General features: G+C 69.7%; 22 protein-coding genes and 1 tRNA gene. 11 read left to right on the top strand and 12 right to left on the bottom strand.

Annotated features, from left to right (window positions below):
- Positions 1-14 precede the first annotated feature (14 nt).
- From tyrS to FBY21_RS11610, 4 genes are all read right to left on the bottom strand, one after another.
- A complete protein-coding gene (gene tyrS / locus FBY21_RS11625) occupies positions 15-1,253 on the bottom strand; it encodes a tyrosine--tRNA ligase (RefSeq protein WP_142011146.1) in 1,239 nt (412 codons plus the stop codon).
- Between the two features lie 271 nt (positions 1,254-1,524).
- On the bottom strand, positions 1,525-2,382 hold the full coding sequence (locus FBY21_RS11620) for an EamA family transporter (RefSeq protein ID WP_142011143.1): 858 nt from the start codon (positions 2,380-2,382) through the stop codon (positions 1,525-1,527).
- Between the two features lie 25 nt (positions 2,383-2,407).
- Complete coding sequence (locus FBY21_RS11615; RefSeq protein WP_044405153.1) at positions 2,408-3,070, bottom strand: response regulator transcription factor; 663 nt, start codon at positions 3,068-3,070, stop codon at positions 2,408-2,410.
- A gap of 41 nt (positions 3,071-3,111) precedes the next feature.
- A complete protein-coding gene (locus FBY21_RS11610) occupies positions 3,112-3,654 on the bottom strand; it encodes a PQQ-dependent catabolism-associated CXXCW motif protein (RefSeq protein ID WP_142011141.1) in 543 nt (180 codons plus the stop codon).
- 429 nt (positions 3,655-4,083) lie between these two features.
- Between FBY21_RS11610 and pqqA the strand changes: the two genes are divergently transcribed.
- The 6 genes from pqqA to FBY21_RS11580 are packed head-to-tail and all read left to right on the top strand — an operon-like array spanning position 4,084 to position 9,177.
- Entirely contained in the window at positions 4,084-4,155 is a 72-nt protein-coding gene (gene pqqA / locus FBY21_RS11605) for a pyrroloquinoline quinone precursor peptide PqqA (protein ID WP_072432761.1), read from the top strand.
- A gap of 43 nt (positions 4,156-4,198) precedes the next feature.
- On the top strand, positions 4,199-5,113 hold the full coding sequence (gene pqqB, locus FBY21_RS11600) for a pyrroloquinoline quinone biosynthesis protein PqqB (protein WP_142011139.1): 915 nt from the start codon (positions 4,199-4,201) through the stop codon (positions 5,111-5,113).
- Between the two features lie 11 nt (positions 5,114-5,124).
- On the top strand, positions 5,125-5,877 hold the full coding sequence (gene pqqC, locus FBY21_RS11595; RefSeq protein WP_074968561.1) for a pyrroloquinoline-quinone synthase PqqC: 753 nt from the start codon (positions 5,125-5,127) through the stop codon (positions 5,875-5,877).
- Complete coding sequence (gene pqqD, locus FBY21_RS11590) at positions 5,874-6,152, top strand: pyrroloquinoline quinone biosynthesis peptide chaperone PqqD (RefSeq protein ID WP_074968563.1); 279 nt, start codon at positions 5,874-5,876, stop codon at positions 6,150-6,152. Before pqqC ends, pqqD begins: the two co-directional genes overlap by 4 nt.
- The gene (gene pqqE / locus FBY21_RS11585; RefSeq protein ID WP_142011137.1) at positions 6,124-7,287 is read left to right on the top strand and encodes a pyrroloquinoline quinone biosynthesis protein PqqE; all 1,164 of its coding nucleotides are present in this window, start codon (positions 6,124-6,126) and stop codon (positions 7,285-7,287) included. The genes pqqD and pqqE overlap by 29 nt, the downstream gene beginning before the upstream one ends.
- Before the next feature lie 30 nt (positions 7,288-7,317).
- Positions 7,318-9,177, top strand: a complete 1,860-nt coding sequence (locus tag FBY21_RS11580; protein ID WP_142011135.1) for an alpha/beta hydrolase family protein — start codon at positions 7,318-7,320, stop codon at positions 9,175-9,177.
- Between the two features lie 4 nt (positions 9,178-9,181).
- Here FBY21_RS11580 and FBY21_RS11575 read toward each other — a convergent pair whose 3' ends face one another.
- Genes FBY21_RS11575 through FBY21_RS11565 form a run of 3 tightly spaced genes read right to left on the bottom strand, consistent with a single transcriptional unit; the run spans position 9,182 to position 13,035 of the window.
- Positions 9,182-9,613 (bottom strand): copper uptake system-associated protein, encoded by a 432-nt coding sequence (locus FBY21_RS11575; protein ID WP_074968569.1) that lies wholly within the window; start codon positions 9,611-9,613, stop codon positions 9,182-9,184.
- 23 nt (positions 9,614-9,636) lie between these two features.
- Complete coding sequence (locus tag FBY21_RS11570) at positions 9,637-11,553, bottom strand: TonB-dependent receptor plug domain-containing protein (protein ID WP_142011133.1); 1,917 nt, start codon at positions 11,551-11,553, stop codon at positions 9,637-9,639.
- A gap of 51 nt (positions 11,554-11,604) precedes the next feature.
- Positions 11,605-13,035, bottom strand: a complete 1,431-nt coding sequence (locus FBY21_RS11565; RefSeq protein WP_409563793.1) for a di-heme oxidoredictase family protein — start codon at positions 13,033-13,035, stop codon at positions 11,605-11,607.
- A gap of 122 nt (positions 13,036-13,157) precedes the next feature.
- On the opposite strand from FBY21_RS11565, the gene FBY21_RS11560 reads away from it, so the two are divergent.
- From FBY21_RS11560 to FBY21_RS11550, 3 genes are read left to right on the top strand one after another with little or no spacing between them, the layout of a single operon-like run.
- Positions 13,158-13,454: a hypothetical protein gene (locus FBY21_RS11560; protein WP_142011129.1), complete on the top strand. Its 297-nt coding sequence runs from the start codon at positions 13,158-13,160 to the stop codon at positions 13,452-13,454.
- Between the two features lie 33 nt (positions 13,455-13,487).
- Positions 13,488-14,651: an alcohol dehydrogenase-like regulatory protein ErcA gene (gene ercA / locus FBY21_RS11555; protein WP_044405130.1), complete on the top strand. Its 1,164-nt coding sequence runs from the start codon at positions 13,488-13,490 to the stop codon at positions 14,649-14,651.
- Positions 14,635-16,317, top strand: a complete 1,683-nt coding sequence (locus FBY21_RS11550) for a NahK/ErcS family hybrid sensor histidine kinase/response regulator (RefSeq protein WP_142011127.1) — start codon at positions 14,635-14,637, stop codon at positions 16,315-16,317. The genes ercA and FBY21_RS11550 overlap by 17 nt, the downstream gene beginning before the upstream one ends.
- A gap of 10 nt (positions 16,318-16,327) precedes the next feature.
- Here the strand turns inward: FBY21_RS11550 and FBY21_RS11545 are convergent, their stop codons facing one another.
- The 4 genes from FBY21_RS11545 to mobA all read right to left on the bottom strand — a co-directional run bounded on the left by FBY21_RS11545 (position 16,328) and on the right by mobA (position 18,465).
- On the bottom strand, positions 16,328-17,113 hold the full coding sequence (locus FBY21_RS11545) for a substrate-binding periplasmic protein (RefSeq protein ID WP_142011125.1): 786 nt from the start codon (positions 17,111-17,113) through the stop codon (positions 16,328-16,330).
- Between the two features lie 218 nt (positions 17,114-17,331).
- A tRNA-Pro gene (locus FBY21_RS11540) sits at positions 17,332-17,408 on the bottom strand.
- Positions 17,409-17,571: 163 nt separating this feature from the next.
- Entirely contained in the window at positions 17,572-17,793 is a 222-nt protein-coding gene (locus tag FBY21_RS11535) for a YgdI/YgdR family lipoprotein (RefSeq protein ID WP_044405121.1), read from the bottom strand.
- Between the two features lie 84 nt (positions 17,794-17,877).
- A complete protein-coding gene (gene mobA, locus FBY21_RS11530) occupies positions 17,878-18,465 on the bottom strand; it encodes a molybdenum cofactor guanylyltransferase MobA (RefSeq protein WP_142011123.1) in 588 nt (195 codons plus the stop codon).
- A gap of 70 nt (positions 18,466-18,535) precedes the next feature.
- Here mobA and moaB point away from each other — a divergent pair, with 70 nt between their 5' ends.
- Positions 18,536-19,075, top strand: coding sequence for a molybdenum cofactor biosynthesis protein B (gene moaB / locus FBY21_RS11525; protein WP_044405115.1), 540 nt, complete (start codon positions 18,536-18,538; stop codon positions 19,073-19,075).
- Positions 19,072-20,286 (top strand): gephyrin-like molybdotransferase Glp, encoded by a 1,215-nt coding sequence (gene glp / locus FBY21_RS11520; RefSeq protein WP_142011121.1) that lies wholly within the window; start codon positions 19,072-19,074, stop codon positions 20,284-20,286. Before moaB ends, glp begins: the two co-directional genes overlap by 4 nt.
- Before the next feature lie 122 nt (positions 20,287-20,408).
- Here glp and FBY21_RS11515 read toward each other — a convergent pair whose 3' ends face one another.
- Positions 20,409-21,431, bottom strand: a complete 1,023-nt coding sequence (locus FBY21_RS11515) for an AraC family transcriptional regulator (RefSeq protein ID WP_074968581.1) — start codon at positions 21,429-21,431, stop codon at positions 20,409-20,411.
- Positions 21,432-21,494 lie beyond the last annotated feature (63 nt).

Below are 21,494 nucleotides of genomic sequence, written 5' to 3'. Positions count from 1 at the left end.
CCCCGGCCTGACCCTCAGTCCCGGGTCACGCGGATCGCGTAGTGGCGCTTCTTGCCCAGGCTCAGGGTCCAGCCCTGGGCATCGGCCGGCAGCGGCGCGTCGAGGTCGCGCACTTCCACCCCGTCCAGGCGCACGCCACCGCCGGCGGCCAGGCGCCGGGCCGCGCCGCGGGAGGGCTGCAGGCCGGCATCCAGCAACAGGTCGATCAGCGTCGCGCCCCGCGCCAGCGCCTCGGCCGACAGCTCCAGCTGCACCGCCGCCAGGTCGCCCTGGCCGCCGCCGAACAGCGCCGCTGCCGTGGCCTCCGCCTCACGGGCCGCCGCCTCGCCGTGGGCCAGGGCGGTGGCGTGGTTGGCCAGCACCACTTTGGCAGCGTTCAGCTCGGCGCCCTTGAGCGCTGCCAGGCGGGCGATCTCGTCCAGCTCCAGTTCGGTGAACAGGGCCAGGAAGCGGGCCACATCGCGGTCGTCGCAGTTGCGCCAGAACTGCCAGAAGGCATAGGGCGCCAGGCGATCGGCGTTGAGCCACACCGCGCCATTGGCGGACTTGCCCATCTTGCGCCCGTCGCTGGTGGTCAGCAGCGGCATGGTCAGTCCATAGAGCGGCGCGGTGCCCTGGCGGCGCCCCAGCTCCACGCCGTTGATGATGTTCGCCCACTGGTCCGCACCGCCCAGCTGCAGGGTGCAGCCATGCCGGCGTGCCAGCTCGGTGAAGTCGTGGGCCTGCAGCAGGGTGTAGCCGAACTCCTGGAAGGACAGCGAGTGCTCGCGGTCCAGGCGCTGGCGCACCGCGTCGAAGGTCAGCAGGCGGTTGACCGAGAAATGCCGCCCCACCTGGTTGAGGAAGGCCAGGTAGCCGATGCCGTCGAGCCACTCGGCATTGTCCACCACCCGCGCGCCGGGGGCGTCGAGGTCGACGTAGCGGCCGAAGGCGGAGGTGATGCCGGCGATGTTCGCCTGGATCTGTGCCTCGCTCAGCATCGGCCGGCTCTCGTCACGGAAGCTGGGATCGCCGATGCGCGTGGTGGCGCCGCCGATCAGCAGGATCGGGTGGTGGCCGAAGCGCTGCATCCAGCGCATCAGCATCAGGCCCTGCAGGTGGCCGACGTGGAGGCTGTCCGCGGTGGCGTCGAAGCCCAGGTAGAGGCTGACCGGGCCCTGGGCGAGGTGCTGGCGCAGGCCTTCCAGGTCGGTGCACTGGTGCACGAAGCCACGGGCTTGCAGCAGGGCGAGGAGGTCGGGGGTGGTGTTCATGGTGTCTCCTTGGTTGGGCCCGAGGAGACCGGGGATTCCGAGCCGCCTCAGGCGGATCGGATGAGCACGCGGCTACCGCCTGGAATCAGGAGTCGGGTAGGCGTAATAGGCGGCCGCGAGGCGGATCGTTAACGTACTCATGGTCGCGCATTCTAGCGGCATGAAAGGCCGCGTCAATGTGGGGTGGATCATGGAATGGGTTCTTTCTGCAGAGGGCCTTGTCGCTGTCCCGTCGGCCCGCATGACGTCGGCGTGCGTCTCGCGGTTCGGCTCAGGCCCCTGCCGGCTTCGCCTGGAACCGCCCCCGCAGCACCAGTGCGATACCACCCAGCACCGCCACCGACACCAGCGCCAGGCGCAGGCTGATGGCTTCCCCCAGCAGCAGGGCGCCACCGAGGGCGGCCAGGACCGGGACGCTCAGCTGCACGCTGGCGGCCTGCAAGGCGCCCAGACCGGGGAGGGCGCTGTACCAGATGGCGTAGCCGATGCCGGAAGTGAGCGCGCCGGAGAGCAGCGCATAGGCCAGGCCCGGGCCGTCCCAGCTCAACTGGCCGAGGAAGGGCAGCAGCAACAGCCCGGCCAGGGGCAGGGCGCGGATGAAGTTGCCCGCCGTGGCCGCCAGCGGCGGGCCGGCCTGGCGGCCGAGCAGGGTGTAGGTGCCCCAGGCCAGGCCTGCCAGCAGCATCAGCAGGGCGCCGCCCAGGGGCGGGGCACTGGCGCCGGGTAGCAACAGGACCACCAGCCCGCCGCCGGCCAGCAGGAAGCCGAGGCTCTGCAGCGGCCCCAGGCGTTCGCCACGCAGCAGGCCCACTGCGCCCATGCTCAGCTGCACCGCGCCGAACAGCAGCAGTGCGCCGCTGCCCGCATCCAGTTGCAGGTAGGCGTAGGAGAAGGCGGCGGCATAGACGAACAGCGCAGTGGCGGCCCGCCAGTTGCCGCTGGGGGCCAGGGGCGGGCGGCGCAGGCGCAGCAGCAGGCCGAGCACCAGGGCACCGGCCACCAGGCGCAGCACGGTGAAGCTCACCGCGTCCACGGCGGTGTGCTTGAGGGCCAGGCGACAGAGCAGCGAGTTGCCGGCAAAGGCCAGCATGGCCAGGGCGGTGAGCAGCAGGATGCGTGGAGCGGGCATGGGCCTCCGGGCGTGGGCGCCGTGGTCAGCGGCGCAGGTAGGCCGAGAAGTCGATGTCGCTGGCGCAGAGGATCGCCTGCACCCGGTTGTGCACGTTGAGCTTGCGCAGGATGGCCGAGACGTGGGCCTTCACCGTGGTCTCGGCGATGTCCAGGTTGTAGGCGATCTGCTTGTTGGATTCGCCCTTGGTCATGCGTTCCAGCACCAGCAGCTGCTTGCGGGTCAGCGCCTGCAGCAGCTCCGGCGGGATGGCGTGCTCGTCCTGGCCCCGGCGCGGCGCGGCCTTCTGGGTGCGGATGATGTCCGAGGGCAGGTAGACGTTGCCGTTGAGGATCTGCTCGATGGCCTCGGTCATCTGCGCGCGCGGCGAGGACTTGGTGATGAAGCCCACCGCGCCGTAGGTGATGGCCTGCAGCACCACCTGCTTGTCCTGCTCGGCGGAGACGATCACCACCGGGATGGTCGGCGCCTCGTTGCGCAGGTTGATCAGGCCGTTGAGGCCGTGCATGCCGGGCATGTTCAGGTCGAGCAGGATGAGGTCGAGGTCGTCGTGCTCCTGGGTCAGGCCGAGGGCGCTGTCCAGGTCGGCGGTCTCCATGACTTCGCTGTCGGGGAAGCCGTCGCTGATGACGTTGTGGATGGCTTCGCGGAACAGGGGGTGATCGTCGGCGATCAGGATCTTGTACATGGCCAGGTCACCTCGTTGTTGTGGTTGTGGGTGGACGGCGATCAGGGGAAGGGCTGCGGTTCGGCCGGTGTCAGCGGCAGGCCGGCCTGCTGCCAGGCGTCGATGCCGTCACGGTACCAGTAGAGGTTGCGGTAGCCCAGTGCGTGGGCGCGGCGGGCGGCGTTCCAGCCCAGCCAGCAATCGGAGCGGCAGTAGAACACCAGGGGCCAGTCCTTGTCGCCCTGGCTGATGCGTTCGAGGTTGCGGCTGAAGTAGGCCTGCCAGTCCGGGGCCAGGGCGCCGTCGCCGGTGTTGGCCAGCCACAGGCTGCCGGGCAGGTTGGCGTGGACCTCGTCGGGGATGAAGCGCTCGTTCAGCCAGGTGCGCCGGTAGACGTCCACCAGGCGGGTACGCGGCTCGCGGGCCAGCAACTGGCGCAGGCCCTCGGTATCGAGGGTGCGGGCCTGCTCGTGCCGGGCCGGGGTGGGGCTGCGGTACTGGGTGATGCGGTAGCCGTCCGGGGAGAACAGCGGGGCGGTGGTGTCCGCCGCCCAGGCAGGGACGGACAGCAGGCAGAGCAGCAGGGCCTTCTGGATGAGGCGCATGGCGAGGTTCTCATTGTTCTTGTCGGCCCATTACATGCCAGGGCGGGAGCCTTGCAAATCCTACGTTCTACGGATTGAAGCAGTACCAAAGTAGTAGAGCGGGGCCCCGTGGTCGGCGGTTGGGGCGCGGCAAGGCCCCATCTGTCGGGGCTTGGCGGGCCGCGGGTCGGGCCTGGTGAGAGAGGGCTGGGCACCAGTCGCCGTTTTCTTCGAACCCGGGGCGGGCTCGGACCCTCCAATCCCGGGTAGGGCACGCGGGGCCTTGCCGTGGCGGGTTCGGTCACCCGATCGGCCGGTGCGCAGGGGCTCGCCGACCCCTACCAAATCAGGACCGGAACTCCGTCGAAAGTAGCATTCGGAGCCCTCCGGGCCGGTGTTTAACTCGAGGCGCCGGAATGCTCCGGCCCCCAATAAGAAGAGGATCGACCCATGTGGACCAAACCCGCCTTTACCGACCTGCGCATTGGCTTCGAAGTGACGCTGTACTTCGCCAACCGCTGATCCGAAGCGCCCCGGTCCGCCGGGGCGTCCTGGGGGTTCTCCCATGCATATCCGCATTCTCGGGTCCGCCGCTGGCGGCGGATTCCCGCAGTGGAACTGCCACTGCCGCAACTGCGCCGGCCTGCGCGCCGGCACCCTCGACGCCGAGGCGCGCACCCAGTCGTCCATCGCCCTGAGTGACGACGGGGTGAACTGGGTGCTGTGCAACGCCTCGCCCGACATCCGCGCGCAGATCGAGTCCTTCGCGCCGCTGCGCCCGGCCCGCCGCCTGCGGGATACCGGCATCGCGGCGGTGCTGCTGATGGACAGCCAGATCGACCACGTCACCGGCCTGCTCAGCCTGCGCGAGGGCTGCCCGCACGCGGTCTGGTGCACGGAGATGGTCCACCAGGACCTGACCCGGGGCTTCCCGCTGTTCGAGATGCTCCGGCACTGGAACGGCGGGCTGGCCTGGAACCCCATTGCGCTGGACGGCGAGCCCTTCGTCATCCCCGCCTGCCCGGGGCTGCGCTTCACCGCCATCCCCCTGCGCAGCAGCGCGCCACCCTATTCGCCGCACCGGGGCAACCCGCACCCGGGGGACAACATCGGCCTGTTCATCGAGGACCTGCGCAGCGGCGGCTCGCTGTTCTACGCGCCGGGCCTGGGGCAGGTGGACGAGGCCCTGCTGGGCTGGATGCGCCGTGCCGACTGCCTGCTGGTGGACGGCACGCTCTGGCGCGATGACGAGATGCGCCTGTGCGAGGTGGGCGACAAGCTCGGCAGCGAGATGGGCCACCTGTCCCAGAGCGGGCCGGGCGGCATGATCGAGGTGCTGGACGGCATCCCCGGCCCGCGCAAGGTGCTCATCCACATCAACAACACCAACCCCATCCTCGACGCCGGCTCCGCCGAGCGGGCCGAACTGGCCCGCCATGGCATCGAGGTGGCGCGGGACGGAATGGACATCCGGCTATAGGAGCCTTGCCCATGAGCCAGCACGCCATGACCCCGGCGGCATTCGAGCAGGCCCTGCGCGCCAAGGGCGCCTGCTACCACATCCACCACCCGTTCCACGTCGCCATGTACGAGGGCCGCGCCAGCCGCGAGCAGATCCAGGGCTGGGTGGCCAACCGCTTCTACTACCAGGTGTGCATCCCGCTGAAGGATGCGGCGATCCTCGCCAACTGCCCGGACCGCGACACCCGCCGCGAGTGGATCCAGCGCATCCAGGACCACGACGGCGCTCCGGGCGAAGCCGGCGGCATCGAGGCCTGGCTGCGCCTGGCCGAGGCGGTGGGGCTGGACCGCGAGCAGGTGCTGTCCCAGGAGCTGGTGCTGCCGGGGGTGCGTTTCGCGGTGGACGCCTACGTCAACTTCGCCCGCCGCGCCAGCTGGCAGGAGGCGGCGAGCAGCTCGCTGACCGAACTCTTCGCGCCGCAGATCCACCAGTCGCGCCTCGACGCCTGGCCCACCCATTACCCGTGGATCGACCCGGCCGGCTACGACTACTTCCGCTCGCGCCTGTCCCAGGCCCGGCGCGACGTGGAGCACGGCCTGCGCATCACCCTCGCGCACTACCGCACGGCGGAGCAGCAGGCGCGGATGCTGGAGATCCTGCAGTTCAAGCTCGATGTGCTGTGGAGCATGCTCGACGCCATGAGCATGGCCTACGAGCTGGAGCGCCCGCCCTACCACACGGTGACCCGCGAGCGGGTCTGGCACCGGGGGCTGGGGCTATGAGCGAGGACCTGCGCATCCGCGTACCGGCCCTGCGCCGGGGCTTCCGCTTCCAGTTCGAGCCGGCCCAGGGCTGCCACGTGCTGCTCTACCCGGAAGGCATGGTGAAGCTCAACGAGAGCGCCGGGCTGATCCTCGAACGGGTGGACGGCCAGCGCAGCGTCGCCACCATCATCGACCAGCTCGCCGAGCGCTTCCCCGGCGTGCCGGGGCTGGACGAGGACATCCTCGCCTTCATGGAGGTGGCCAGTGCTCAGTTCTGGATCGAGCTGCGTTGAATCGCTCGGCACGGCCAGCCCGCCCGGCCCGCCCCTGTGGCTGCTCGCGGAGCTGACGTACCGCTGCCCGCTGCAATGTCCCTATTGCTCCAACCCCCTGGACTTCGACCGCCAGGGCGAGGAACTGAGCACCGCCGAGTGGATCGAGGTGTTCCGCCAGGCGCGCGAGCTGGGCGCGGCACAGCTGGGGTTTTCCGGCGGCGAGCCGCTGGTGCGCCAGGACCTGGCCGAGCTGATCCGCGCGGCGCGTGGCTTGGGCTACTACACCAACCTCATCACCTCCGGCATCGGCCTCACCGAGGCGCGCATCGCCGAATTCGCCGAGGCGGGGCTGGACCATATCCAGGTCAGCTTCCAGGCCGCCGACGAGGCGGTGAACAACCTGCTGGCCGGCTCGCGCAAGGCCTTCGCCCAGAAGCTGGCCATGGCCCGGGCGGTGAAGGCGGCGGGCTACCCGATGGTGCTCAACTTCGTCACCCACCGGCACAACATCGACCACATCGAACGCATCATCGAGCTGTGCCTGGCGCTGGAGGCGGACTACGTCGAACTCGCCACCTGCCAGTTCTATGGCTGGGCCGAGCTGAACCGCGCCGGCCTGCTGCCGACCCGTGAGCAACTGGCCCGTGCCGAGGCGGTGACCCACGCCTACCGGGAAAAACTGGCGGCCGAGAACCACCCCTGCAAGCTGATCTTCGTCACCCCGGACTACTACGAGGAGCGCCCCAAGGCCTGCATGAACGGCTGGGGCAACCTGTTCCTCGACATCACCCCCGACGGCACCGCGCTGCCCTGCCACAGCGCCCGGCAATTGCCGGTGCAGTTCCCCAACGTGCGTGAACACAGCATCCGCCACATCTGGCAGGAGTCCTTCGGCTTCAACCGCTTTCGCGGCGATGCCTGGATGCCCGAGCCGTGCCGTTCCTGCGACGAGAAGGACCGCGACTTCGGCGGCTGCCGTTGCCAGGCCTTCATGCTCACCGGGGATGCGGCCAATGCCGATCCGGTGTGCAGCAAGTCGAAGCACCACGGCCTCATCCTCGACGCCCGCCGCCAGGCCGAGGAGGCGCCCGGCGGGCTGGACGAGCTGGTGTTCCGCAACCCGGCCAACGCCCGGCTGATCGCCAAGGCGTGATCCTTGCCGAGGCCCTGAACGGAGGCCGTCATGCCGTCAACTGCCCTGCCTTTCGGGACCTGGCCGAGCACCTTCAGCGCGATCGATGCGGCCACCGCCAGTTGTGACTTCGGCGAGTTGCGCGTCGCGCCCGAGGGGCTGCTGTGGAGCCGTTTCGACCCGCGCGATGCGCGCACCACCCTGTGGTTGTGGCAGGGCGGCGCGCCCCGTTGCCTGACCCCGCCGGAGCAGTCGGTGCGCAGCCGCGTGCACGAGTACGGCGGGGGCGCCTTCTGTGTGCTGGACGGCGCCGTGGCCTTCGTCGACGAGGCCGACCAGCAGCTCTGGCTGCAGCCCCTCGATGGCGACCCGCTGTGCCTTGCCGGCGCGCCGGGCAGCCGCCTGGGTGACCTGGCCTTCGACCGCCAGGGCCGGGCGGTGCTGGCTGTGGAGGAGCAGCACGGTGATGGGCCGGTGCGCAATCGCCTGGTCAGCCTCGACCTGGGCGACGGCCAGCGCCGGGTGGTGGCCGAGGGGGCCGACTTCTACGCCGCGCCGACCCTCTCCGAGGACGGCCTGCGCCTGGCCTGGATCGAGTGGGACCGGCCCGCCCAGCCCTGGACCAGCACCCGCCTGTGCTGCGCCTGGCGCGAAGCCTCGGGCGGCTGGTCGGCGCCGCGCGTGGTGGCGGGGGAGGGCGGTGGCGAATCCCTGCAGCAACCGCGCTTTGACGCCCGGCGGCGCCTGCTCTGCCTCAGCGACCGCGACGGGGCCTGGCGCCCCTGGGGCGAGACGGCCGATGGCTGGCTGCCGCTGCCGGGCTGCGCACGGCTGGACCACGCACCGGCACCCTGGCAGCTGGGGCTGTGCACCTGGCTGTCGCTGGCACCCGGCCACCTGCTGCTGAGCCGCTTCGAAGGCGGCTTCGGCCACCTGGTGGAGCAGCAGGGCCACGCCGAGCGGCGCCTGGCCCTGGAGTGGACCCGCTTCCGTGCCCTGGCGGCGGATGCACGGGCCTTCTACTGCATCGCCCATGCACCGGACCGGTCACCGGCGGTGCTGGCGGTGGACCGAATCGGGGGCGAGGTGCAGGTGCTGGCCGGGGGCGAGCGGCCCTTGCCGGCCGAGGCCGTGCCCAGGCCCGAGGCCATCACCTTCGCCAGCGGTGGCGAGCCGGCCCACGGCTTCTTCTACCCACCGTGCAACCCGGCCTGCGAGGGCCCGGCGGGCGAGCGGCCGCCGCTGCTGGTGTTCGTCCATGGCGGGCCGACCTCGGCCTGCTACCCGCAGTTCGACCCGCGCATCCTGTTCTGGACCCAGCGTGGTTTTGCCGTGTTCGACCTCAACTACCGGGGCAGCAGCGGTTATGGCCGTGCCTACCGGCAGGGGTTGCAGGGGCGTTGGGGGGAGGTGGATGTGGCGGATGCGCGGGCGGTGGTCGCCCACCTGGCCGGGCTCGGGCGCATCGACCCGGCGCGGGCCTTCATCCGTGGCGCCAGCGCCGGCGGCTTCACCACCCTGCTGGCCCTGGCCGGGGACACGCCGTTCCGCGCCGGCACCAGCCTCTACGGCGTCAGCGAGCCCCTGGCGCTGCGCCGGGTGACCCACAAGTTCGAGGCCGATTACCTCGACTGGCTGATCGGCGACCCCGTGCGCGATGCCGCCCGCTACCACGCCCGCAGCCCGGCCCTGCACCCGGAGACGATCCGTGCGCCGGTGCTGTTCTTCCAGGGCGGCCGCGACGTGGTGGTGGTGCCGGAGCAGACCCGGGCCATGGCCGACGCCCTGCAGCGCCTCGGCCGCGAGGCCCAGGTGCACCTCTACCCGGCGGAAGGCCACGGCTTCCGCCAGGCCGCCAACCTGGCCCATGCGCTGGAGGCGGAGTACGGGTTCTATCGGCGGTGGTTGTGAGGCCTCAGTGCGTGCCGTGGGCGTGCCCGGCGTCCACCCGCACCTGCCCCTGGAACAGGGCGAACTGGCGGATGCGGGCGGCCGGTTGCCGGGCTTCCGCCTCGCGGGCCTTGCCTTGCAGCGTGCCGATCCGGGCTTCGGGTACGCCGGCATCGCGCAGGGTGGCGCTGTCCAGCAGGCTGTCGCCGGCACAGAGCACCACGCGCCAGCCCTCGGCAGTGCGCTGCAGCAGTGCCCGGCCGCCACGCTCGCCCTGGGTCCAGCCGGCGATGGCGTAATCCTCGACCGTGCTGACCGGCCCGACATCCAGCGGCGCGCCGGGCTTTTCCCAGGTGTGTTTCATCAGGTGCTCGATCTGCTGGGTCTCGTCGGCCAGGGCAAGCGGGCTGCCCAGGCTCAACAGGCCCAGAAGGGCCAGCGTTCGCAGGGTGGTCATGGGGCGTCTCCTTTCATGGGGCTTCAGAAGCCCATCTTCACGCCGACCTGGGCCGAGGTGCCGGGCATGGGGTAGCCGGTGCGGTAGGCGTAGTCGCGGTCGAACAGGTTTTCCACGGCGAGGAAGACCTCGCCCACTTCGCCGAGGGCCGGCACGGCATGGCCGACCCGCAGGTTGACCACGGTGAAGGCGTCCACCTGCTCGGTGTTGCTGGCGCCGTTGACCCGCTCTTCCTGCAGGACGTACATCCGGCTCTGGTACTGGGCATCGGTGCTGACGCGCCAGGGGCCCTGTGCGTAGGTGACTCCCAGGGAGACGGAGCGTTCGGGGGCATACGGCAGGGTCTTGAGGGTCGGGTCCAGCCAGGTGAGGCCGAGGAAGCTGCTCCAGTTGGCGTTCCAGCGCTGCTGCCAGCTGGCCTCGCTGCCGCGCACTTCGTAGTCGCCGAGGTTGATGTAGGTCGGTTGCGACACGGCAGGCGGGAAGGCGAAGAGGTAGCGGTTCTCGAGCTTGTCCTGGAACACGGCCAGGTCGAGGGTGGCGCTGTCGGTGGGGTTGAACTTCACGCCCAGTTCGCGGTGGTCCAGGCGCTCGGGGTCCAGCTCGCGCCAGGTCTGCCCGAGGGCGGGGATCAGGTGGGAGAGCACCGAGGTTTCCAGCCCGGGGTAGTTCACCCCTCGGGAGACGTTGGCTCGCAGCTCCAGGTTGCGGGTGGAGAGCACCACCCCGGCATGGGGCGCCTGCTCGCTGGCGTAGACATTGTGGTCGTAGGTGCGGATGCCGGCGGAGGGGGTGAGGGTCCAGTCCGGCCCCAGGTCGATGGCCTGGCTGATTGCGATATGCGGGGAGACCAGGCGCAAGGTCGGGGTGTCGAACTGGTCCTGCGGGGCGGGTGCGACGCGGCGGAAGGTGACGTCGCCCCGGGTTTCGTCGATGTCCAGGCCCAGCGCCAGCTCGCCCTGGGACCAGGGTTGCAGGGTTTCTTCCCAGCGCAGCCCCTGGAGGACGAAGTCGGTGATGGTGTCGCCGTCCAGTCCGGTCTGCTCCAGGGCGCTGCCGCGACCTTCGTTGCGGTACAGCTTGAGGCTGCCCTGGGCCTGCTCGTAGTCATGCGCGAGGGTCAGGGCGGCGAGGGTTCCTCGGGTGCGGAAGCGTCCGTTGCGGGTTTCCGGCTTGTGCAACTGGCCGGGATCGGAGGCTTCGTTGTCGGCGTGCAGCAGCAGCAGGCGGGTCGACCAGTTTTCATTCAGGCGGTAGCCCAGTTGGCCGAGGCCGTTGTTGAGCCGGCCGTCGCCATCGGCACGGTCGCCGTCGGAGTGGGCACTGCCTTGGGCCAGGGTGTAGTCCCAGTCGCCGCTGCGCCCGCTGAGGGCGGCCTGTTCGGTGACGGTGCGGAAGCTGCCGCCGGCCACTTGCAGTTCGCCGTGATGGTTGTCACCCGGTCCGGCCAGGCGCGGGGCCAGGTCGATGGCGGCGAAGGTGTTGCCGAAGCGCTGTGGTTGCGGCCCTTTGTAGACGGTGACGCTTTGCATGCCATGGATGGGCAGCAGGTCGAGGAGCGGGTGGTTCCAGACCGGCATGTAGAACGGCACGCCGTCGATGTAGGTCTTGATTTCGCTGCCCGGGCGGCTGGCGCCCATGCCGCGGATGTAGACCGCACCCCCTTCGGCGCCCCCGAAGGCGCCTACCGGGTTGAAGCGCGAGACGGTGACGCCTGGGGTTCGACGCAGGGCGGAGGACAGGTCGAGGGCATTCAGGTCGCGGATCTGCTCCTGGCCGACCACGGTGGCGAGGCTGCCGAAGCGGTCGGTTTCGTTCTGGTCGATCACCGGCGAGTCCACCACCTGGGTGGTGTCCAGCTCCAGGGCGGCGGCTTGGGTGAGGCCGCTGATGCCGGTGAGGGCCAGGGTCATGGCGTGACGCAGTAGGGGGCTGTTCATCCGCGATTCCTTGTTGGGTTTTTGTTGTGCGGTGCTGTTCGCTGGCCGGGTTCAGAGCGATTCGAGAAAGCGCAGCAGGGCCAGGCGGTCGTCGGTGGCCAGGGCCACGACCCTGTCGCGCGAGCCCTGGGCTTCGCCGCCGTGCCAGAGGATGGCTTCCAGCAGGCTTTCGGCGCGGCCGTCGTGCAGGTACTGGGTGTGCCCGCTGACGGTGGCGGTGAGGCCGATGCCCCACAGCGGCGGTGTCCGCCATTCGCTGCCGCTGGCGAGGAACTCGGGGCGACCGTCGGCCAGGCCTGGCCCCATGTCGTGTAGCAGCAGGTCGGTGTAGGGGTAGATGTGCTGCTGGGTGAGTTCCGCTTCGGCGGCCTCGCCGGTGGTGTAGGAGGGTCGGTGGCAGGCGGCGCACCCCAGCTCGCCGAACACGGCCTTGCCGCGCAGGACGTCTGGACTGCCCGCCTCGCGACGCATGGGCACGGCGAGGTGCCGGGTATAGAACAGCACGCTGTCGAGGACCGATTCGCTGACCTCGGGCTGGCTGCCCTGGGGCGCTTCCCGGCAGGCGGACTGCGCGCCGGTGCAGTCGTCATGGGCGAACACGCTGCTGCTCAGGCCCATGTCGCCGGCGAAGGCGGCGGCGTTCTGCTGGCGCAGGCTGGGTTGCCCGGCCTTCCAGCCGAAGCGGCCGATGACCGTGCGGGCACTGGCTTCGTCCCAGACCCGGTTGAGGCGGCCGCTCACCTGGCCGTGGCTCGCCTGGTCGCGCGCGTTGGCTTCGAGCTCTGCGTCGGGAATGGCCTCCAGCAGGCCGAGGCCGATCATCGGCGGGGCGACACGCAATGACATCAGGGTGTCGGGGTGGAGCGGGCCGTAGCCGAGGTCGCGGATCTCGATCTTCGGTTGGCGCAGGTGCACGTCGGTGCCGTCGGCCAGGGTCACGCTGCTGCGGGTGTACTCCAGCCACACACGGCCTTCGGGGCGGTGGCCTTCGAGGGCGTTGTCCTGCAGCTGTCCGCCATAGACCGGCTCGGCGATCACGCCGTTGCGCACCAGGCTCGCGGCATCCTCCTCGCTTGCCGGGATCGACAGCCGCACCAGGGCGGAGAGCGCCGGCGCCAGGCTCTGCTCGTGGGGCGGATGGCCACGGCCGTCCTTGATGTGGCAGCTCTGGCAGGCGTCGGTGTTGAACAGCGGCCCGAGGCCGCTCTTGCCCTGTGCGCCGTTGCCTGCAGGTTTCCAGTCGGAGCGGAAGAAGGCATTGCCGACGAAGAAGTCCATGCGCCGGATCGGGCGCAGGTTGTTGCTGGGCATGGAGAAGGCGTTGGCATCCTGCTGGGCGGTGGTGGTGGCCCCGCCCGGGTGGCTCTCGCCAGGCTCCAGGCGGGCCTGGGGCGAGCCATCGCAGCCGTGCAGGCAGGCGCAGAGCAGGAGCAGTGGAATGTTCAATGTCCACCCGCTGCGGGTGGCGCCTGTGTCGGGCACGTTGACCTCGTCGATACCGATGGGCGAGGGGAGGGCGGCATGGCCGCCGGGGCGGGATCGGAACCCGGGCGAGTACGGCGCCGGTGGCTGAAAGAGAGGCCCTTTGCGGGGAAGGGCCATCCATGATCAAACCGATCCAAAAAGCTTCAGGCCTAACCGTGGAAACCCATTTTTCAGCGATCTTCCGGCCTGAAGTGAGGCGCACCTTAGGCAGCGGGCCGGGCTTCAACAACTGCGACGGCCTGCCGCAGCAGGGTGCCGTGCGAGCCTGTAAAACGGGCAGCGGGGTGGGTGTGGCGGAATGTCGCGGAGTCGCCTGCAGGTTGGTTGGCGAAACACAAGCGTGGTGGTCGGTTTTTTCTGTCGGACAACACCCGATGGTCGGATTGAAAACGTTATCTTTTGCAGTAGTCTGCTAGCCCATTCCATAACAACAAGAATCAGGCGGTTTCATGCGCCACGACATCAGCCAACTGCGTAAATTCGTCTCCCCGGAAATCATCTTCGGTGCCGGCTGCCGGCATAACGTCGGCAACTACGCCAGCACCTTCGGCGCGCGCAAGGTGCTGGTGGTGTCCGACCCCGGTGTGGTCGCCGCCGGCTGGGTGGCCGATGTGGAGGCCAGCCTGGCGGCCCAGGGCATCGACTACCGGCTGTTCACCCAGGTGTCGCCGAACCCCCGGGTGGAGGAGGTGCACCAGGGCGCGGACGTCTACCGCGCCGAGGGCTGCAACGTGATCGTCGCCGTCGGCGGCGGCAGCCCGATGGATTGCGCCAAGGGCATCGGCATCGTGGTGGCCCACGGGCGCAGCATCCTGGAGTTCGAGGGGGTGGACACCATCCGCGTGCCCAGCCCGCCGCTGATCCTGATCCCCACCACCGCCGGGACCTCGGCGGACGTCTCGCAGTTCGTGATCATTTCCAACCAGACCGAGCGGATGAAGTTCTCCATCGTCAGCAAGGCGGTGGTGCCCGATGTGTCGCTGATCGACCCGGAAACCACCCTGAGCATGGACCCGTTCCTCTCGGCCTGTACCGGCATCGATGCGCTGGTGCATGCCATCGAGGCGTTCGTCTCCACCGGCAGCGGCCCGCTCACCGACCCCCATGCCCTGGAGGCGATGCGGCTGATCAGCGGCAACCTGGTGGAGATGATCGCCAACCCCGACGACATCGGCCGCCGGGAGAAGATCATGCTCGGCAGCATGCAGGCGGGCCTGGCCTTCTCCAACGCCATCCTCGGGGCGGTGCATGCCATGTCCCACAGCCTGGGCGGCTTCCTCGACCTGCCCCACGGCATGTGCAACGCGGCACTGGTGGAGCACGTGGTGGCCTTCAACTACAACGCCGCGCCGGAGCGCTTCCGCGTGGTGGCCGAGACCCTGGGGCTGGACGTGCGCGGGCTGAACCAGACGCAGACCCGCCAGCGCCTGGTGGAACACCTGGTGGCCTTCAAGCGCTCGGTGGGCTTTGCCGACACCCTGAGCCTGCACGGGGTGTCGGTGTCGGACATCCCCTTCCTGTCGCGCCACGCCATGGAGGACCCGTGCATCCTCACCAACCCCCGCGAGTCCAGCCAGCGGGACGTGGAAGTGGTGTATGCCGAGGCACTCTGAGGAGCAGCGCCAGGCCCTGCTGGGCCTGGGCAGCCACTCCGCGCGCAAGAGCCATTACCCCGAGCTGCTGAGCCGCCTGGAGGAGCTGGAGACCGAGCGCAACCGCTACAAGTGGTTGTTCGAGCACGCAGTGCACGGCATCTTCCAGGCCAGCCTGCAGGACGGGCTGCGCGCGGCCAACCCGGCGCTGGCGCGGATGCTGGGCTACGCCCAGGCCGACGAGCTGCTGGCGATGCCGGCGGATTTCGCGGCGCTGCTGTTCGCCGACGGTGCGGCGGAACTGGAGCGCATCCGCGCCCGCCTGCGCGGCAAGCCGGGGCTGTTCGGCTACGAGACGCGCCTGCGGCGGCGCGATGGCAGCCATGTGGACGTATTGATGAACCTGCTGCTCAAGCCGGACGAGGAGGGGCTGGTGGAGGGCTTCGTCGCCGACATCACCGAGCGCATCCTCGCCCAGCAGCGCCTGCAGCACCTCAACGATGAGCTGGAGCAGCGGGTGGCGGCGCGCACCGCCGAGCTGGAGGCGCTCAACGGCCAGCTGCGCGAAGCGCGGGATGCCGCCATGGCGGCGAACCTGAGCAAGGACAAGTACCTGGCGGCGGCCAGCCACGACCTGCTGCAACCGCTCAATGCGGCGCGGCTGCTGGTGGCGACCCTGCGCGAGCGCCGCCTGCCGAGCGCCGAGCAGCAACTGGTGGAGCGCACTCACCTGGCGTTGGAAGGGGCGGAGGACCTGCTCACCGACCTGCTGGAGATTTCCAAGCTGGACCAGAGCGCCATCCGCCCGGACGTGGAGGCCTACCGCGTGCAGGACCTGCTGGCGCCGCTGGTGTCGGAGTTCGAAGGGGTGGCGCAGTCCGCCGGGTTGCAGTTGCGCGCGCGCATTCCCCGGCACCTGGCGGTGCGCACCGATTTCCGCCTGCTGACGCGCATCCTGCGCAACTTCCTCAGCAATGCCTGCCGCTACACCGAGCGTGGCCGTGTGCTGCTGGGGTGCCGCCGGCAGGGCGATACCGTGCGCCTGGAGGTGTGGGACAGCGGCCGGGGCATTCCGGCGGACCAACTGCGGGCGATCTTCCTGGAGTTCAACCAGCTGGACCGGGGCCGGGCGGCCGAGCGCAAGGGCGTGGGTCTGGGCCTGGCCATCGTCGACCGCATCGCCGGCATCCTCGGTTGCCCGGTGGAGGTGCGCTCCAAGCCGGGGCGGGGCTCTGTCTTCGCCATCCGCGTGCCGCTGGCGCCGCTACCGGAGGTGCCGGCCCGTGATAGCGCAGTGGCGCGCCCGCTGGCCGGTGACCCGCTGCCGGGACGACGCCTGCTGGTGGTGGACAACGAGGTGAGCATCCTCCACAGCATGGCGGCGCTGCTCGGGCAGTGGGGCTGTGAGGTGCTGGTGGCGCCTGACCTGGACGCCGCACGGGCGGTGCTGCAGGGGCAGGCGCCCGAGGCGATCCTGGCGGACTTCCACCTGGACCACGGGGTGACCGGCTGCGAGGTGGTGCGGGCCCTGCGGGAGCAGTTCGAGCGGCCCATCCCGGCGGTGATGATCACGGCCGACCGCAGCGACGAGTGCCGCCGCGAGTTGCAGGGGCTGGGTGCGCCGATGCTCAACAAACCGGTGAAGCCGGGCAAGCTGCGGGCGGTGCTGAGCCAGTTGCTGGGCTAGCGAAGACGGTTCAGGGGGCTTTGCCTAGGGTGCTCTGCAGGCGCTGGCGGTAGGCGTCCGATTCGCGCTGGCGGCGCACTTCCTCCCAGATCGACTGGGCCAGCTGGGGCGAGCCCTGAACCCGCTGGTGGGAGAGCATCAGGTAGTAGTCCTTCTGCTCCAGCGGGATGGGGCGCTTTTCGATATCGACTGACAGGTCCGGGTGGTCCGCCAGGACCTTGTCCGCCCGCAGCGTCTGCATGGCCGCCACGTCGAAGCGGTGGCCGTGGAGCATGCGCATCAGCGCCACCGGGTCGCGGCTGGTTTCTTCTACCTGCAGGCCGTGCTTGAGCAGCATCGGGATGATGGAAAAGCCGCCGAGGGAGCCTACCTGCCCCTGGATGCCGTGGAAGGCCTGGCCGTCCCAGTCGGCGGCGCTGCCCTTGATGCGGTAGAGCGAGTAGCTGGCGTCGTGCAGGCGGTAGTCGCGGTCCGGTCGGCCGTCCTTGAGGCCGGGATAGAGGCCCAGCGCCAGGCGCTCCGGGTTGAAGGACGCGGCGAAGGCGCCGTCGTAGAGCCCTCGGGACAGGCCGTCGAGGCAGCGCTTCCAGGGCATCGGCACCTGGCGGATGTCCAGGTGCAGGTCCTTGCCGAGCTGGTTGAGCAGGGCCTGGTTGAGGCCGCTGCCATCGAGCATCACCCAGGGCCAGGAATCCTGGTCCTCGTAGCAGAACACCAGTGGACCGTTGGAGTCCGCCCGGGCTGGTAGGCAGAGGAGGCAGGCGATGAGGCAGGCAAGTGGCTTGAAGCTCGGCATGAACTGGCTATCCCGGGCGTGTGCCCGGAGAAGTGTAGACGGGGGGAAAGGGGGCGGCTTTCTACCATGCTGGCCAATGGCCGTCCCGGTTCGTTGGTGAGGATGTGAACCGGTCTGCGTTCTGCAGCCGTTGCGCTGGAAGAAAGGGCGGGGTGATGGGTCTGGGGTTTTCGGCAGGCAATAAAAAACCCGCCGTTTAGGCGGGTTTTTTCGGGATTTGGTCGGAGCGACTGGATTCGAACCAGCGACCTTCTCGTCCCGAACGAGACGCGCTACCAAGCTGCGCTACGCTCCGTGAGATGGCGCGCATTCTACAGAAAACTTTTTGGTCGACAAGGGGTTAGCGAAAAAAATTTTGCGGGGCGACGGTTTTCGCGCTCTGGCGGGGGTGCAGATGAAACAAAGCCCGCGACGGGCAGGACCCGTGGCGGGCTGGGCGCGGGTGAGGCGCGGGACGATCAGAGTTCCTTGATGGTGCGGACTTGGTCCTTGTTGACCTTGGCGCGCTTGCCATCGAGTTGCTCGAACTCGTAGAAGCCGGTGTCGTCGTCGTAGTCCGGCTTGTCCACGGTCTGCAGTTCGCGGCCGTCGTTGAGGGTGATCACGCTGGGGGTGGAGCAGCCGGCGAGGGCGGCCAGGCCCAGTACAAGCGCAAAAGCGGGAAGGATCCGCTGGTTCATCTGCCATCTCCTTGATGAATGAACGGGTTGTTCTGGAGGCTCTGACGGACGAAGCGCGGCCAAAGTTCCGGAACCGGGCCAGTGTCATGCCGTCGGGGGCGTGCTTTCAAGCAGTTCCGGGGTGTTCAGGTTGGCCAGGCGCGGGTCGTCGTCGGCGCAGGGGATGGCCAGCGGGTCGAGCGGGCGCAGGGCGCGCTGGGGGCTGCGCTCGCCGGCCTGCCAGGCAGCTTCCAGCACCGGCAGCACGCTGCGTGGCAGGACGCAGAACAGCGGCTCCCAGAAGCCGCCCCGGTGCAGCATCGCCGGGCGCTCGCCGGCGGCTTCGAGCAGGCGCTGCAGCAGCTCGTCGTCCACCAGCGGGGCGTCGCAGGGCAGCACCAGCAGGTGCGGGTGGCGGGCGGCGGCCAGGCCGGCGCGGATGCCGGCCAGGGGGCCCTGGTAGTCGGGGCTGTCGTCCTGCACCAGGCGGTCGGCCCAGGCGGCGTAGCGTTCGGTGTTGCGGTTGCAGGAGATGATCAGGTCGTCGGTGATCGGCCGGGCCACGGCGTGCAGCCAGTCGATCAGCGGACGGCCGCGCCATTCCACCAGGCCCTTGTCGCGGCCGCCCAGGCGTTGCCCCCGGCCACCGGACAGCAGCAGGACGGAGCAGGGCAGGGCAGGCACGGCGGGCATGGGCGAGGTCTCGGCGAACGGGCGCTGTGATATAACACCGGCCTCCCTGTCCTACAACTGGAAGCCAGCCATGAACCACAAGGCCGAGGCGGTGTTCGTGCCGCTCAATATCGCCGTGCTCACCGTCAGCGACACCCGCTCCCTGGAGACCGACACCTCCGGCCAGCTGTTCGTCGATCGCCTCACCGCTGCCGGCCACAACCTGGCTGCGCGCGTCCTGCTGAAGGACGACCTGTACAAGATCCGCGCCCAGGTGGCCACCTGGATCGCCGAGGACACCGTGCAGGTGGTGCTGATCACCGGTGGCACCGGTTTCACCGGCCGCGACAGCACCCCCGAGGCGGTGGCCTGCCTGCTGGACAAGCGCGTCGACGGCTTCGGCGAGTACTTCCGGCAGATATCGGTGGCCGACATCGGCACCTCCACCCTGCAATCCCGCGCCCTGGCGGGCCTGGCCAACGGCACCCTGGTGTGCTGCCTGCCGGGTTCCACCAATGCCTGCCGCACCGCCTGGGACGGCATCCTCGGCGAGCAGCTGGACAACCGCCACCGCCCCTGCAACTTCGTGCCGCACCTGAAGGCCGCCGCCCCCTGCGAGAGCCGCGGATGAGCGGCTGCGACCACCCCGGGCTGCTGCCGGTCGAGGCGGCCCAGGCGCGCCTGCTGGCGCTGGCCGATGCGGCGCGGATCGCCGGCGTGGAAGCCCTGCCGCTGGCCCAGGCCGATGGCCGCGTGCTGGCCGAGCCTCTGGTGGCCAGCCTGGACCTGCCGCCCTGGGACAACAGCGCCATGGATGGCTATGCCCTGCGCCTGGACGACTGGCAGGGCGAGCCGCTGGTGGTGAGCCAGCGGATTCTCGCCGGCAGTGCCCCGGCACCGCTGCAGCCCGGCACCTGCGCGCGTATCTTCACTGGGGCGCCGCTGCCCGATGGCGCCGACTGCGTGGAGATGCAGGAGAACGTCGAGGTGCTGGCCGATGGCCGGGTGCGCCTGCTGCAGCCGCTCAAGGCCCGGCAGAACGTGCGCCCCCGTGGCCAGGAAACGCGGGTGGGCGAGACGGTGCTGGATGCCGGCACCCTGCTCGGCCCCATCGAACTGGGGCTGGCCGCGACCCTCGGCGTGGCCGTGCTGCCGGTGCGCCGCCGTGCACGGGTGGCGGTGCTCTCCACCGGTGACGAGCTGGTGGAGCCGGGCCAGGCCCTTGGCCCCGGGCAGATCTACAACAGCAACCGCACGCTGCTCTGCGCCTGGCTGCGTCGCCTGGGCTGCGAGGTGGTGGACGGTGGCATCCTCGCCGACGACCTGGAACTGACTCGCCAGGCCCTGGGAGCGCTGAGCGATGTGGACCTGATCCTCTCCACGGGCGGGGTGTCGGTGGGCGAGGCGGACTTCCTCGGCCAGGCGCTGCGCGAGGAGGGCGAGCTGGCGCTGTGGAAGCTGGCGATCAAGCCGGGCAAGCCGCTGACCTTCGGGCATTTCCGGGGTGTGCCGGTGATCGGCCTGCCGGGCAACCCGGCCTCGACCCTGGTGACCTTCGGCCTGCTGGCGCGGCCCTACCTGCTGCGTCGCCTGGGCGTGGAGCGCATCGAGCCGCTGGGCTTCCCGGTGCCGGCCGGGTTCACCTGGAGCAAACCGGGCAACCGCCGCGAGTACCTGCGGGCACGGCTGGAGAATGGCCGGGCTGTGATCTACCGCAACCAGAGCTCCGGCGTGCTGCGCAGTGCTGCCTGGGCAGACGGTCTGGTGGAAGTGCTGGAAGGCACCACCCTGGCCGAGGGCGACCTGCTGCGCTTCATCCCCCTCAGCGAACTGCAGGCCTGATCTGGCGAGCCCGTAGCCCCGGGCTTCAATTCGGGGATCAAGAGCCCTGGGCTGAAGCCCAGGCTACGGTGCGGTGTTTGCGGGGGCATTTGTAGCCCGGACTTCAGTCCGGGATGGCGCGCTCAGCCCTGGCGCTTGGCCTCCCGGTATTCGCCGGGCGTCTGGCCGGTCCAGGCCTTGAAGCTGCGGTGGAACGAGCGTGATTCGGTGAAGCCGAGGTAGGCGGCGATGTCCTGGATCGCCAGGTCGCTGCGCAGCAGGTAGTGCTCGGCCAGTTCCTGGCGCAACTCGTCGAGGATCTGCTGGTAGCTGGTGCCGGCCTGCTGCAGGTGGCGCTGCAGGGTACGCACCGTCATGTGGAATTTCTCCGCCACCCGCTCCTTGCGCGGCAGGCCGTCCTTGAGCAGCAGGCGCAGGGCGTTCTTCACCCGTTGCGGCAGCGGCTCGTCCTGGTCCAGCCCGGCCATCATCGCCAGGGCGTGTTCCTCCAGGGTGCGCAGGAGGTTGGCATCGGCCTGGCGCAGGGGCACGGCGAGGTATTCCAGGGGCACCAGCAGGGCGCTGCAGGGCTGCTCGAAGTGCACCGGGCAGCCGAATACCGCTTCGTAGTCCTCCTGGCGCGTGCCCGTTGGCAGCGCGTGCTCGAACCACACCTCGCGGGGCGAGCGCTCCATGTCGGCGATCCAGCGGGCGTAGAGCAGCCAGGAGGCGAGCACGTTCTCCACCATGTGCCGGCGGATCTCCGGGGCTTCGTGGCGGCAGTTCCAGCTCAGGCGGATGTGGTCCGCGCCGGCTTCGATCTGGCTGGTGCCCATGTCCCCCACCAATTTCTCGTAGGGAATGATGCGGCTCATGGCTTCGCCCAGGGTGGCGCAGTTCATGGTGATGTAGCCCAGCACGCTCCAGGAGCCCGGCTGGACGAAATGCGCGGAGTGCAGGCCGAACAGCGGGTCGCCGGACACTTCGATCAGGTGCTGCAGCAGGCGTTCGTGGCTCTCGCTGGGAATCCGCCGGCCGTTGTCGGTGAGGTCCTCGGGCTGCAGGCCGGCGGCGCGCAGGGCGGCGTCGCGGTCCAGGCCCAGGTGGTCGGCATGGCGCAGGTACTTCAGCAGGGCGGGAACGGAGGTATAGCCGAGCGCGTGCATGGGTTCTTCTTGTTCTGGGTTGTCCTGATTGGCGATAGCCGCTGTCCCGATCAGACAGTGACG

Origin of the sequence: Pseudomonas sp. SLBN-26 (assembly GCF_006715895.1) — a bacterium.
Taxonomy (GTDB): domain Bacteria; phylum Pseudomonadota; class Gammaproteobacteria; order Pseudomonadales; family Pseudomonadaceae; genus Metapseudomonas; species Metapseudomonas otitidis.
Note: the sequence above shows the minus strand (reverse complement) of the source record. Positions and strands in the feature narration are given on the sequence as shown.

Excerpts from the sequence above, each read along its gene's own strand:
- tyrS (WP_142011146.1), bottom strand. The coding sequence starts at position 1,253 with ATGAACACCACCCCCGACCTCCTCGCCCTGCTGCAAGCCCGTGGCTTC.
- FBY21_RS11620 (WP_142011143.1), bottom strand. The coding sequence starts at position 2,382 with ATGCCCGCTCCACGCATCCTGCTGCTCACCGCCCTGGCCATGCTGGCC.
- FBY21_RS11615 (WP_044405153.1), bottom strand. The coding sequence starts at position 3,070 with ATGTACAAGATCCTGATCGCCGACGATCACCCCCTGTTCCGCGAAGCC.
- FBY21_RS11610 (WP_142011141.1), bottom strand. The coding sequence starts at position 3,654 with ATGCGCCTCATCCAGAAGGCCCTGCTGCTCTGCCTGCTGTCCGTCCCT.
- pqqB (WP_142011139.1), top strand. The coding sequence starts at position 4,199 with ATGCATATCCGCATTCTCGGGTCCGCCGCTGGCGGCGGATTCCCGCAG.
- pqqC (WP_074968561.1), top strand. The coding sequence starts at position 5,125 with ATGAGCCAGCACGCCATGACCCCGGCGGCATTCGAGCAGGCCCTGCGC.
- pqqD (WP_074968563.1), top strand. The coding sequence starts at position 5,874 with ATGAGCGAGGACCTGCGCATCCGCGTACCGGCCCTGCGCCGGGGCTTC.
- FBY21_RS11580 (WP_142011135.1), top strand. The coding sequence starts at position 7,318 with ATGCCGTCAACTGCCCTGCCTTTCGGGACCTGGCCGAGCACCTTCAGC.
- FBY21_RS11575 (WP_074968569.1), bottom strand. The coding sequence starts at position 9,613 with ATGACCACCCTGCGAACGCTGGCCCTTCTGGGCCTGTTGAGCCTGGGC.
- FBY21_RS11570 (WP_142011133.1), bottom strand. The coding sequence starts at position 11,553 with ATGAACAGCCCCCTACTGCGTCACGCCATGACCCTGGCCCTCACCGGC.
- FBY21_RS11560 (WP_142011129.1), top strand. The coding sequence starts at position 13,158 with ATGATCAAACCGATCCAAAAAGCTTCAGGCCTAACCGTGGAAACCCAT.
- ercA (WP_044405130.1), top strand. The coding sequence starts at position 13,488 with ATGCGCCACGACATCAGCCAACTGCGTAAATTCGTCTCCCCGGAAATC.
- FBY21_RS11550 (WP_142011127.1), top strand. The coding sequence starts at position 14,635 with ATGCCGAGGCACTCTGAGGAGCAGCGCCAGGCCCTGCTGGGCCTGGGC.
- FBY21_RS11545 (WP_142011125.1), bottom strand. The coding sequence starts at position 17,113 with ATGCCGAGCTTCAAGCCACTTGCCTGCCTCATCGCCTGCCTCCTCTGC.
- FBY21_RS11535 (WP_044405121.1), bottom strand. The coding sequence starts at position 17,793 with ATGAACCAGCGGATCCTTCCCGCTTTTGCGCTTGTACTGGGCCTGGCC.
- mobA (WP_142011123.1), bottom strand. The coding sequence starts at position 18,465 with ATGCCCGCCGTGCCTGCCCTGCCCTGCTCCGTCCTGCTGCTGTCCGGT.
- moaB (WP_044405115.1), top strand. The coding sequence starts at position 18,536 with ATGAACCACAAGGCCGAGGCGGTGTTCGTGCCGCTCAATATCGCCGTG.
- glp (WP_142011121.1), top strand. The coding sequence starts at position 19,072 with ATGAGCGGCTGCGACCACCCCGGGCTGCTGCCGGTCGAGGCGGCCCAG.
- FBY21_RS11515 (WP_074968581.1), bottom strand. The coding sequence starts at position 21,431 with ATGCACGCGCTCGGCTATACCTCCGTTCCCGCCCTGCTGAAGTACCTG.